Origin of the sequence: Flammeovirga sp. EKP202, from assembly GCF_014534745.1 — a bacterium.
In the GTDB taxonomy this organism is placed as follows: Bacteria; Bacteroidota; Bacteroidia; order Cytophagales; family Flammeovirgaceae; genus Flammeovirga.
Map to the genome: position 1 here is coordinate 72,048 of NZ_JACVVP010000005.1, position 13,240 is coordinate 85,287.

Here is a 13,240-nt window from a genome sequence, read left to right on the forward strand (position 1 = left end):
CCGTTAAGAATGATTTTCTTGTTTGAGCAAAGCGAGTTTAAAATCATTTAGGCGAATGGAATAAAATTTAGCTTTTGCATTCTAAGCCTTGAATTTTTTGCTTCGTTTTTGTTTCAAGACAAAAATGAAGAAGAAGGATGATTGAAAGTAGCATTTAGAAAGCATACATCAACCAATGATTTTTAAAGAGACATTCAATAATAATATCATGAAAAGCATCATCAATTTTAGTTTTTACTTATTAGTAAGCATTTTTTCCAGCTCACTATTCGCACAAAGTTCCGCACCGAATATCCTATTAATCACTGCCGATGATATGGACTTCAACTCCATCGGTGCCAATGGAAGTAAAGTAGAAGACATCACACCGAACATTGACAAACTCGCTTCACAAGGTATTCGATTTACAAATGCCCACGTTACAGTTGCCGTTTGTATGCCATCAAGAGGAGTAATTGGAACAGGCTGTTACCCTAACAATAGTGGTATGACAGGTTTTTTCCCTTCCAAACCGGAAGTGCCTACATTGGCAGAAGAGTTGAAAAAGCAGAAGAATTATAAAACGGGTATTCTCGGAAAAGTAAAACACTCTACACCGAAAAAAGTAGAAAAATATGTGTGGGAATACCAACAAGACTCTAAAGATTTAGGATCAGGTAGATCACCAAAATTATACAAATCGCACTTCAAGAAATTTTTAGGAGAGGCCAAAGCAGAAAATAGACCTTTCTTTATGATGGCGAACTCACATGACCCTCACCGTCCATTTTTTGTAGACAGTCCAAATTATGAAAGAAACGGTAGACAAAGACCTTCAAGAATCTATACTCCAGAAGAAGTGGAAGTACCAGGTTTCTTAACGGATATGCCAGAAATAAGACAAGAATTAGCGAACTACTTTAGTTCCGTAAAACGATGTGACGACACTGTTGGAGCATTATTGGAGGCCTTAGAAGAAGAAGGCCTAACAGAAAATACCATCATCATTTTCTTGTCTGACAACGGTATGGCGTTCCCATTCGCCAAATCTAATGTGTATTTACAATCTACAAGAACACCATTTATGGTCAAATGGCCGAAGCACATTCAGGCAGGGCAGGTGAATGAAAAAGACATGGTTTCCATGGTCGACTTAATGCCAACACTTTTAGAAGCGACAGGCCTTGAGATTCCAGCGACATTAGACGGAAGAAGTTTCTTACCGATTTTAAAAGGAAAGAAACAAAAAGACAGAGACATGATTTACACGCATTACAATGAAACATCAGGTAGCAAAGCCTTCCCAATGCGTGCCGTACAAACACACGATTACCTGTACATCTTCTCTCCTTGGGCTGTAGGAGGTAGACAATACAAAACGTCATCGATCAATGGAAAAACATTTACAGCCATGAAAACAGAAGCGGAAACAAACCCTGAGATGAAAGAGCGTGTAGACTTCTGCCTTTTCAGAACTGTTTCAGAATTCTATGATTTAAAAAATGATCCGAACGGTTTAAATAATGTGATCAACTCTCCAAAATACGCAAAGCAACAAGCGGAGTTTGAAAAAGCCATGTTGGAATACATGCAAAAAACAGAGGATCCTATGTTGGACATGTACAATCACAAAGAGGATGAACAATACTTGATCTCTGCTACAGAGAAGCATCAAGAGTATGTAAGCGAGTTGAACCGTATTCGTAGAGCGGAAAAAAGAAAAGCGAGAGCAGAAGCCGGTGAAACAGGTAAGAAGAAAAAGAAAAAACAAGCACATTAATCCCCTCTAATAGCATCAATTTCCAAGGTTGAGCAAAAAAATGAAAAATTTTCAATAATTCGATAGGGATTTCAATAGTGAAATACACTTCTGTAGATGAAAAGGTAGTTAAGTAAAGTAATTTATCTTAGTAAATCAATCGTAGTGTAGTGATAGAGGTGATGTTCTGCATCACCTTTATTTTTTTGTTCTTTTCAATATTAGTTTAGAAGAACTTGCCCATTTTTGATATAATTCGTATTCTGAAAGCTAGTTCTAAAGGAATAAAATGAATGGCAGTCTACTCAAATTTATAACTCAATACAAATAAAAGATGTATTGTCTCTCAATATGCTATTTTCAACTTCAATTACTAGTTTACGATAAACTTCATGCATTGATTTATTTTTATTAGATATTCTAAGAATTATATCGTCAGATACAGTTTCATAAAAACCATCTGTACAGATAATTAAGCGATCTTTAGGTTTAGATGTAATATCAAACTCCATAAATTTAAAATACTTCTTATTACCTAAAACATATTCAATGATATTTTTTCTAAAATAATTTTTACTTTCTACTTGACTGATTTTCTTTTCTCTTAATAATCTACCTAACTCACTATGATCAGTTGTTAGGTTTTTAATAACTCCATCTCTAATCAACAATACTTTACTATCACCAATATGAATTCCTTTAATTCTTTTATTATTAGCATATAATCCAGAAAATGTAGTAGCTATAAAATCAACTTTCAACTCATTTTTTGCAAGAATCTCAAGTTCTTTATTTGTTTTGATTAATAAATCTCTAAAGCTTTGCTTGTTAACGGATGTTATATTTTGGGAAAACTTATCAACAACATATTTACTTGCAACTTCTCCATGTGGTAAACCACCAACACCATCTGCAATTGAAGCAAATACAGAATTATAATGGAAACCAACATAAAGAGAATCTTCGTTGATGGCTCTTGGTCCCTTATTAGTATATTTATAGTAATCCATTATATACAAATAGAATAATATATTTCTTGGATATCTTCATTGAATTTTTCGATATCCTCATTGATTGATGATATTAAATGGTCGATAGCTCTACAGAACTTCATTCCATCAACTAAACATTCCATTTTTATTCTTTCGAGTAAATGATGTTCTATATTTCCTTTGAAATATGTAACGGCTATACCTTCAACAAACCATCTATTATGATTAGTACCCATATATAATAATGCAAATATACCTTCTGAAACTATATCAACTGAACCAATCTTCATGAATTCTACAACTCTATTCGCTAAAGTATCACAAAAATCAAATTGAAAAGATCCATTTCTAACATAACTGAATAAAGATTTTGCTATATATGGAGCATAATCTGGGTATTTATTAATAATTTCTATATGCTTTAGTGAAATTAAAGACATGATTATATTTTTCTCATCTTGAATTATATTCGAACTTAAAAAATCAGATAATGCACTAACATCAGCTTTATTAAATTCCTCAACAGGCTTTTCAAGATTTTCTTTAATTATTTCGGCTTTTTCTGTTTGGATATCACCTACTTTTTGTGAGATAGAATTTAATGCTTCTCTAAAACTAGCTACAGACGGAAATCTCCTTTTAGGTTCCAATCTTGTGGCGATGCGTAATATATCTCCAAAATTCGAAGACTCAGATATTTCATGACATGCTAATCGTTGAGTAGAACCTACAAAGTCATGTAATATACAAGCAAGAGAATAAATATCTGATTGAGGACTAGCATATTTCAAATCTTGAGTTATTTCAGGAGCTGTATACAAATCTGATGTCTTCCTTGTTCCTGTTTTAGTTAATGTAGTTATTCCTGTTTTATTCAACGAAAACAAACCAAAATCACCAATTGCATACCTTTTACCATATCTTAGTACATTTGCTGGTTTTAAGTCTCTATGAAACATTCCATATTTATGCATCTCTTCAAGTCCAGCCATTATATCATAGATACATTCCATGAAATTTGTACTATTTAGAATACCTTTATCAAAATCATTTTGCATTGAATCATCAGCTAATTCCATTATATAAAATGGTGGATTTTTATCTTTATCGATATAATTTATTTTAACTATATTCGGGTGCTGAAGAAATTTCTGATAAATAGCTTCTTTAATAAATCTTTTTTTTGCCATCTCAGCATAACCTGCCATAGAGTGATGAATAACTAATTTTTTTAGTGCATAATCTTTTCCATCATCAGATTGAACATGTATAACTTGCCCAAATCCTCCTTGTCCTATTATTTTTAATTCCTTGTAATTCATTGTTGAAATTTTAGCTGAAAATACAAAAGTATAAAATTGAATCACAACTAACCTGATAATATCCAATTAACTTTTGAACATCTAAAAAAATAGCTACATACAATACATTATGTTATTGGTTTCAGAAATGGGTTAAAAACCTTGCATTGGTAGTGTAATTTATGTAAAAGGTGGTGTTTACCCAATAAAAATTCCCTACAACTACCCTTAAGTTTATTGTTAGGTCGTTGAAAGCTAATTCCAATTTACAGTTTAATGTATTACAAATCAAGAATGGCTATTGACCATTAAAAATGGTGATGATAATGTTTCGTGTTGTGGTCCGTGAGACGCAAGGCATTGCGTCTCTACAGAGGGGTATTCTTTCGTTTCAACGAATTGCTAGATTGAAAGTACATCCTGTAGAGCCACAATGCCTTGTGGCTTACGAACCACTATTACATTCATCGTATATACTAGTTCGCTTAAAACAACGAATAGAGAAGAGTTTAGGGATCAATATTTTGTTTTACTCGTAATATGAATTCAGTTTATCTATAAACCTATTCCCTGCTTCTTCGTCTGCCTCTAGAAGTTCAGTGAAGCTATTAGCATAGAGATGAATATCATCTAGGTCTTCATGATTTATATACACAATTCTATATTCGTCATTTTCCTTTTCGTGGTTGGTATCGAAGCAAAGAATTCCATAATCTTCAAAGTCTGCGAAATAAATATAGCCTTTACCAATTATTAGTTCAGGTTCCATATATTCAAAGACCTTTTCGGAGAGAAAACTCAATTCCTTGTCAGGTTTGTGATCTGGGAAATTAACAGCATGGTCAGGAATTCGAAGTCCAAACCAATGCTTGTATTTCAAGAATTCTCTATAAGATTGTGGTAGTTTATGACCAATTTTTGACTCAACTTTATCTAGATCATTATCATCAATAATACTATTAATTGGTTTCCACCCTTGATAACCCTCACTTGGTTCTATTGATTTGTCTAGCATTTCATCTGGAATATCATCAGGTATCATCATAAAAAATTCCTCCTTCGACATCTCAATTAGGCATTGCTCTACAATTGATTTAATTTTTTCCATTTCTAATAATCAGTGAGGTAAAACATTTAAATAGCCATCGTGTCAATTATCTAGTTTATTACACAATGACGTTTATCCAATAGTTAAAAAAGACCTTCAACCACTTTTTAGTTTGCTGTTAGATTGTTGAAAGCTGATTCCAATTTACAGTTTAATGTATTACAAATCAAGAATTGGTTTTTAAGAGCAGTAAATGAGGTTGGTTAAACCTTTTTTGGGAAAGTGATTAAGTTAAATGGGAGATTGTATTTCATAGTAACAAATTATGTGAGCTAAACACAAAGAACAAAGGAAAGTTAAGAGGTTATAATTCTTTATTTTACTTGACTAAACTATTAATTTCCTCTTCCGTATGAATTGCAAATCAAAAACCATAATCAAGAACATGAACTATACTATGTATTTTCAGATAATTGAGCCAAGACTTCAATTGCTTTATCAGCGTTTTTTTTATCAACAAAAATATGGTCATGATAATACCCGGCAATAACGTTGCAACTTATATTATGCTTTGCTAATTCTGTTGAAAAAATGGCTGTTAACCCAACGGCATCAAGAGATGAATGAATCATGAGTGTTATCCATGAAGCAATGTAATCATACTTTAGATTTAATTCATCAGCCCTCTTTTTTTCAATGACAATCGTAGTTCCTTCCTTTTCTTTGAATTCACAAATAGTATCATCACGATTTATATTATTGATGTCATTCACGGTTGAAAAGACATATTCTCCATCATTGAGTTTTGGAGTCATTCCTTGAATTAACTTAGATAAATTTGTTTCTCCGGTCATCTTGTTTTTTATTCCAAAATAACACATTTTTTTAAGATCTTAAAACAGTATTTAATCTCTTGTTATTAGTAGTTCGCTCTACCTAGGTAGAAAAGAAAATTATCGTTTTTCGTGCAGAGGTTTGTCAGCTACAAAAGATTCTTTTTTCAAAATGATTTTTACTAGAAAAAGGTCCTCTTATGACTAACAAACTACTATAACAATTACCAAGTCAGTTTTTGGACTGCTGTTTATCATATTCCTAAGAATGACCCTAAATCGCTGACTACTTGGTTTTTATGAAAATTATACGAAAAGATAATTTTTCCCCTTCAAAATGAGTGATTTGTGTTAGAAAATACCCCAAATTTAAGGTAAACTTTAAGATGTAATAGTATAAATAGAAGACTAAAGTTGTTGAAAACGTTTCACGTGAAACAATTTATTGTATTATTTAAAGAAAATGGAACAGTCTGATTATTAGTTGTTAATGTGAAATCAAGGAGGTAGGTGGTAAGAACAGTCGTTTCAAAAAACACAAATTTACCTTAACTTGATGTTTTAAATTTGGGGTAGAATAATAAGAGAGGGTGATATTGAAATAAAAGAAAAAATGGATAACAAAATACTAATCATAGATATAGAAACAACAGGTTTCCTCAATCAAGGTGGGCATATTGCAGAGATTGGAATGGTGGAGCTGGATTTGAGAAACGGAGACAAACAAATTGTTTTTGATAAAGTGTGTCATGAGAAAGGTATGACACTGGAAAGCGTTGAAAATAGCTGGATTGTGAGCAATGGATATATGACCGTTGATGAAATTCGATACAGTAAAAACCTGGAACACTTAAGAGAAGAAATTCAATCAATTATTAGTACCTATACTTTAGGAGCGACGGCATTTAACCGTTCTTTTGACTTTGATTTTTTAGAGAGCAGAAACTTTTCTTTCCCTAAGAAATTGGATTGCCCAATGCAGTTATCAACTAATATTTGCAAGGTTTCTTGGAATAAATATTATAAAAAATGGAAGTGGCCAAAAGTTGAAGAGGCTTACGATTTTTTCTTCCCTGATAATGATTATACAGAAATCCACCGAGGAGCCGACGATGCTTTCCATGAGGCCGACATTGTGATGGAGCTGTATAGGAGAGGGGTGTTGAAAGTATAAATACCTTGATACAGGAAGTTTGGAAGTGGGTGAAATCATAGTATCTCGTAGTGTACTATGATTTTATACTTTCCGAAGTTTAGTTTCTCGAATTGAACTCAATATTAAGGTCATTGCTCCCCTCATAAACCCACGACCTAATCATGAATTATGAGGGGAATTATGTCCTTTTTATTCAAATACATTTTTTAATTTTTTAGCTTCACTTTCCATTGATTTCTGATAATCCAGTTCTAATTCTTCTTCGGTCATATGACCTTTCATGAGCTCTCCAATTTGAGCATGATAAGATTTTTGTAGAATTATTCTTTCCGGTTCAATCAAGTCTAGATACATTTTTAACTCCTTTGTGGGTTCAAAATATAAGATGTATTGAGCAGGTATATTATTTAAAAACTTATAGAATACCTTTTCACACTTGACTAGCTTCAGGAATTCATAACAATCTTGATGTTTTGGCGAATTTGCTAATTGAATTTTATAGATAGAATCATCAATTTTTTTGCCGTAACGATAATATACTCCTGCCAAAAATGAATAGATCTGTTTGTTGGTTTTAAACTTACTCCTTATCAGCTGGTCTTTATCATCATAAAAACTATTCATTGTTTTAGAAAGTTCTTCCGAAAACATATTGCTATGATTTGATGATAGAAAAACAGTGTCTACCGTAATATTTCTTTCTTCTTTGATGTATTGTGTTAAAAACTCAACCAATGGTTTTTCATAAGGGTAATATTTATCTATTTGCTTTTGCCTGTCTACATACTGAAAGCGCCCCATATAATCACTTAATGTGCCTAATACAAAATAGTCTGGATCATACTGAGTAGTACTATCAGAACTTGTTGGATGACTTTGGTTTTCTCTTATAACATTTTGAGCATATGACCACTGAAAGACTAAAAAAAAGAGGAAAAGTAAAGAGTAAAACTTCATTTTTATTTGTTTGCTTCTGTTTTGTTAAAGATCTGTTTGCCACAAATGAAGTTACATCCTTTTTTGATTTTTTGAAAAAGATGAGCAAGTAATCTTCTCATTTTTATATCGCAAGTGTTAAGCCGATAGGCGTCACTTGTGATGATACATTGGCGAAGTCTCCCGACTTCGAAATGAATGAGAATGTGATATATATTCGAAGTCGGGAGACAATAAATAGTTCCAAGTGACGCTAACGCTTAACACTTGAAACATGGTAAGTAATTTTACTTTAGTATTCCTTGGTCTTTTAACTTTTCTATTAAACCATCGCATTGATTTCTCGTCAATCCATAGACGTGAAAATACGAGGCAGGCCCATCTAATGTTCTTCCTTTGACGGCAATTAGCTCGTCGTTTTTCCACCATGTACAATATTCGTCAGAGCACTCTGGTATTATTTGAAATTCGTCATTCATTATTTTCATCAAACCTTCTAAACTCTTGATGGTAAAATAGTAGGGGTTTGAAGGCCAATCATAAATTTCATTTTTAAAAGCATATTCTTCAAGCATTTTTTCGAATGAACTATGCAGAATATTTGGGAAACCGTTATCATCTAATGTACATATTTCACCTCTATCGGTAATAAAAAAGGTGAATTGAGCCGTCATATGTTCACCGCAAATTTCTATAAACTTATCCCCAACTTTTTCTAAATCTAGAGGCTCATTATTTATGATTTGATCTCTAGAAAATAGAGATACAGAAAACGATTTTAGTGGTTGATCTTGGATTGTTAGTTTATACCCTGAATAAAGTGTTTGATATTTTAGGAACTCTTCAAAAGGGTGGATATTCTGCTTTTCCAAATATGCTTTTGTTTGATCCTCATTTGAGGTCCACTCTAAGTTTCTATCTAAAGATTGAAGATATTTGGTAGCTCTTGTTGATAGGGCCATATTTTTATTTTATTAAATTACACTAAAGCGTTTTACCAATACTAAAAGCTCTTTCTAAATGATTTTCCTTTACTTTTTCGGGGTCTAAGGTTCCCCCTAATATTATTTGTTGCTTTTCTTTGAATCTTCCACCAAGACGGTCGTCTAGCATAATGTTTCTTATACTTTGGGCGATTCCAATTTTCTCTAGGTATTCATTCGGATGCCCTGCTGTACATATTGATAGTCCCTTATCAATTTGCTTCATTTTCCTGATTTTATTTCTATTCGAATCGTAACCATAAGCATAGCCAACGGTATAAACTCGATCAAACCAACCCTTCAGTTTTGCAGGAACATCACTCCACCAAAGCGGATATAAAAAAATAATGGCGTCAGCTCTTTCAATTTTTTCATGTTCAATTTTTACATCATTAGGAATTGGCATGTCTTTTCTTCCGAAACCTTCGCGTTCATATTCTTCTTCAGACATGTCGGAAATAAAGTCCATTTCATAAAGGTCAGATATTTCGATGCTATGTTTAGCTTCTTTTAAACCTTCAATTAACTGCTTTAATACCTGATATGTAAACGATTTTTTGCTTGGGTGAGCATAAACGATAAATACATTCATATGATTTCAATTCAAGTAGTTCTTTATTAGTTTCTCATTTTTGACCGATGCCAATAGTCGAGAAATTCTTACAGGTACACCAAAGTCACTTGCTCATTTTAATAATTTTGCTTGTTGATTAGTCTGCTGTAAGTGATGAATGAAGATAATTAAATTCTGAACAACATAAAATAAATGCTTTTTGAAAATGATGAATGTGATTCAGGTAAAAAAAATGGATACCCTGTAGTGAAAAGGATATCCATTTTTTATGACTTTCGATGACGAAATGAATTGCTTAGAACTCAATACCTAAAATTGTAATGTCATCTCTTTGTTCAGTTTGACCTTGATACTCTTTCATGCTATCGATTAAAGCATTATGCTGATAAGTCAATGACTGACCTACGGTTTGTTCAAGAAGAGCGGTTAATTGAGTAGAACCAAATTTCTTTCTCTCGTCGTTACATTGATCAATGTAGCCGTCTGTCATCAAGAAGACTCTATCGCCTTTTTCGATAGTTCTTGTATGAATATCAAAGCTCTTTTCTACTTTCTTCTTACGGATTCCTCCAATCGCAATACGGTTACCATTGATTTTCTCTAGCACACCTTTTTCTCTATTGAAATAGAAAATAAAGCTTTTTGCCCCTGAGAAATGCAATTTACTTTTTCCATCAACGAAAGGATCAATACGCATTACAGATAAATCCATACCGTCTTTGTTGTTTGATTTTTCTTGTTTTAAGGCCGACTTAATACCTAAGTCCAACTCTTTTAAAATCAAATCTGGTTCGTGAATATTGTTTTCGTTGACAATTTTTGAAAGCAAGTTGGTACCGATCATCGACATCAATGCACCTGGCACGCCGTGTCCTGTACAATCCACACAAGCGACAAATAATGTATCTCCTGCCTTTTTACTGATCCAATAGAAATCACCTGATACAATATCTTTGGGCTGGTAAATTGCGAAGAAGTCGCTGAAATTAGAATAAATAAGATCTTTTTCCGGTAAGATGGCTTGTTGCATCGTCTCCGCATAACGAATACTATCTGTCACCTTTTTATTCTTTCTTGTGATATCTAAGTTGGCTGCCTGAACCTGTTCTATCAGTTTAGAAACCTCTTCATTTTTATCGTAAAGTGCTTGATTTCTTTCAGAGATGATCAAGTTTGTTTCAGACAAGTGATCTCTTTGAATTTCCAGCTCTTCTGCTTGTTGCTGTAACTCTTCTGCCTGTTGTTGAATTTCGTCTGCCTGTGTTTTAATCTCAAGCGTTCTTTCTTCTACTTTCTGTTCTAGTTCTAATTGTTGTACTTGTAATTGTTTTACTCTCACTCTATACCCTAATGCCACCAATGCAATTAAGCCCAGTAAAATAAGAAGTTGAACAATAGGACGCTCATACCAGAAAGGAAGTTTGATAATGGTCACTTTTGCAGAGTTTGTGCTCCACACTTGATCATTGTTACAAGAGATCACCTCAAACTGATATTCACCTGGAGGAATGTTGGTATAAAATGCTTTTCTAGAGGAACGGTTATCAATCCACTCCTCATCATAATCTGTCAACTTGTATTTGAAAGCTACAATATCAGGAGCGATAAAACTTAAACCTGTAAATTTAATTTCAAGACGTTCATTTCCTGCAGGAATAGTCACCTCATTTGATTTCTTGAAATCTTGTTCTTCGTTATTAATGTAGACCTCATTGATCAATACATTTGGAGGGAAGGGGTTCACGTATAAGTTTTCTGGATTCACCACAACAATACCTCCTAACGTTGGAAACCAGATTTCGCCATTTTCTCTTTTTAATGAAACACCATTGGCAGTGGCATCATTTGAAGCTAAACCATCGTTGTGGTTGTATAATTTAATTTCCGTATTTTCTTTTTCTCCAGAACGAATAGCCAATAAATCACGCTTAGAAACTGTGTAAATACCATTATTACATGTCACCCAAAACGTTTGGTTCTTGTCTTCAACTAAATCAAAAACGGTATTAGCTATACCAATTACTTTATTCCCAAATTCAAATACACTGCCGTCTTTGTAGCAGTAAATACCATTGTTTGTTCCGTACCAAATCGTCCCCTCTTTATCTTCGTAAACTTTAAATACAATTTGATTTTTCAAATTATTCTTCTGCATAAAGTTTTCAAACTTCCTTTCTTTATAAGTCGTTATTCCTTCACGAGTACATATCCACAATTGGTTTTGACTGTCTTCGTACATCGACAAAATAAAATTGTCAATCAAACCATCTTTCATAAAGAATTTCTCAATGGAACCATCGGGGTGAATCACATTTAAGCCATTGGCTGTACCAACCCAAATATTATTTTGATGGTCTTCCAGCACCTGACGAGCATAATCATTCGATAAACCGCTTGCCGTTGTAAGCACCGTGGTAGTATGTCCTTCATCAGTACTTTTGATTAATCCCTTTTTGGAGCAAACCCACATCACACCTTTGCTATCTACAAATGCGTCTTTCACCACTGGAGTAATCAAGTGCTTGGTGATACGGTGTGTGAAGAAATCTCCATCTTTATAAATACTAATTCCCTCATCAGTACCCACAATAAACTCCCCTTCATGATGTCCTTTTCTGATAGAGTAAATCACATCATCAATCACCCCTTGTTCTTCTTGGTAAGTGATAAACTTTCCGCGATTTAATAGGTAAATACCCGAATGATAAGTAGATACCCAAATACTTCCTTCATGATCTTCCGTTATATCAAGCACAATATGCTTATCGATCTTATCATTTTTGACGATATGACTGATATTGCCATCAAAAAACTTAGACAATCCCGATTCTGTACCAATCCATAAGGCACCAAACTGATCTTCGTAAAGTGCTGTAACATGTTTGTTTGGCAGTTGGTCTTGAAGTGAGAAAGGCTGTACTTTTTCATTTCTATCTATAAAAAACAATCCTTCTTTTGTACCTACCCAAAGCTGACCTGTAGGAGATTTAAAAACCGTGTTGATCTGATTTGAGGTGAATTTTGAATTGCTCTTATTGAAGTGGATTAATTTGTTATCCGCTATTCCATACAAGCCTTTTGTATTTGTACCCACCCAAAGTACATTATCCTTGCTTGAGTAAATGGTTGAAATATGCGTATTCTGTAATTCTGGAGTTATACCTTCAGTGATAAATTTATTCTCCGTAGGAGCATAAAAAGCTAATCCATTAGATGTTCCTACCCAAATTTTACCTTCTTGATCTTTACTGATCGTACCAACGATGTTACTTGGCAGCCCATCTTGTGTTTGGAAAGAACTCCAATTTCCATCGGTTTCCTTACTCAAACCTCCTTGAGTACCGACCCATAAAGTATCTTTATCTTCAAGTAGAGCTTGAAAAACTCTACCCTGTATCCCTTTTGTATTGGAAGGTGTAAAAAATGTCTTCTGCACCCCATCGAATTGTATTAGTCCGTTGTACGTTCCAATCCAGATGTATTTATCATTAGTCTGTTTAACAAATAAAGCACCGTTGTTCGGAAACCCATCTTTGTCCGTATACACTTTCATAGTGTATTGAGAAAGTGACAACTGAGAGGTATTCCTTAGTTGTGCTTTTAAAGAAGTGGATAAAATGAATAAAAGTAGAAAAATACTTACGATCCTATTTTTCATAAGGTAGCTAACAGAAGGTCA

Annotated in this window: 10 protein-coding genes; 2 read left to right on the forward strand and 8 right to left on the reverse strand. The window is 33.4% G+C overall.

Annotated features, from left to right (window positions below):
- Window positions 1–208: 208 nt before the first annotated feature.
- Window positions 209–1,759: a sulfatase gene (locus tag IC221_RS04280; protein WP_188167774.1), complete on the forward strand. Its 1,551-nt coding sequence runs from the start codon at window positions 209–211 to the stop codon at window positions 1,757–1,759.
- Between the two features lie 290 nt (window positions 1,760–2,049).
- Here the strand turns inward: IC221_RS04280 and IC221_RS04285 are convergent, their stop codons facing one another.
- From IC221_RS04285 to IC221_RS04300, 4 genes are all read right to left on the reverse strand, one after another.
- Window positions 2,050–2,748, reverse strand: coding sequence for a PP2C family serine/threonine-protein phosphatase (locus IC221_RS04285; RefSeq protein WP_188167775.1), 699 nt, complete (start codon window positions 2,746–2,748; stop codon window positions 2,050–2,052).
- Entirely contained in the window at window positions 2,748–4,052 is a 1,305-nt protein-coding gene (locus IC221_RS04290) for a protein kinase (RefSeq protein WP_188167776.1), read from the reverse strand. The genes IC221_RS04285 and IC221_RS04290 overlap by 1 nt, the downstream gene beginning before the upstream one ends.
- Window positions 4,053–4,560: 508 nt before the next feature.
- Complete coding sequence (locus tag IC221_RS04295) at window positions 4,561–5,139, reverse strand: SMI1/KNR4 family protein (RefSeq protein WP_188167777.1); 579 nt, start codon at window positions 5,137–5,139, stop codon at window positions 4,561–4,563.
- A 395-nt stretch (window positions 5,140–5,534) separates the two neighbouring features.
- Complete coding sequence (locus IC221_RS04300) at window positions 5,535–5,933, reverse strand: ACT domain-containing protein (protein WP_188167778.1); 399 nt, start codon at window positions 5,931–5,933, stop codon at window positions 5,535–5,537.
- A 592-nt stretch (window positions 5,934–6,525) separates the two neighbouring features.
- Between IC221_RS04300 and IC221_RS04305 the strand changes: the two genes are divergently transcribed.
- Window positions 6,526–7,086: an exonuclease domain-containing protein gene (locus IC221_RS04305; protein ID WP_188167779.1), complete on the forward strand. Its 561-nt coding sequence runs from the start codon at window positions 6,526–6,528 to the stop codon at window positions 7,084–7,086.
- A gap of 171 nt (window positions 7,087–7,257) precedes the next feature.
- On the opposite strand, the gene IC221_RS04310 is transcribed toward IC221_RS04305, so the two are convergent.
- The 4 genes from IC221_RS04310 to IC221_RS04325 form a co-directional block, all read right to left on the reverse strand.
- Window positions 7,258–8,025, reverse strand: a complete 768-nt coding sequence (locus IC221_RS04310; protein WP_188167780.1) for a hypothetical protein — start codon at window positions 8,023–8,025, stop codon at window positions 7,258–7,260.
- A gap of 266 nt (window positions 8,026–8,291) precedes the next feature.
- Window positions 8,292–8,966 carry a hypothetical protein gene (locus IC221_RS04315; RefSeq protein WP_188167781.1) on the reverse strand — a complete coding sequence of 225 codons (675 nt, stop codon included), beginning with the start codon at window positions 8,964–8,966 and terminating at the stop codon, window positions 8,292–8,294.
- Between the two features lie 22 nt (window positions 8,967–8,988).
- Entirely contained in the window at window positions 8,989–9,579 is a 591-nt protein-coding gene (locus IC221_RS04320) for an NAD(P)H-dependent oxidoreductase (RefSeq protein ID WP_188167782.1), read from the reverse strand.
- A 277-nt stretch (window positions 9,580–9,856) separates the two neighbouring features.
- Window positions 9,857–13,219, reverse strand: a complete 3,363-nt coding sequence (locus IC221_RS04325) for a two-component regulator propeller domain-containing protein (protein ID WP_188167783.1) — start codon at window positions 13,217–13,219, stop codon at window positions 9,857–9,859.
- Window positions 13,220–13,240 lie beyond the last annotated feature (21 nt).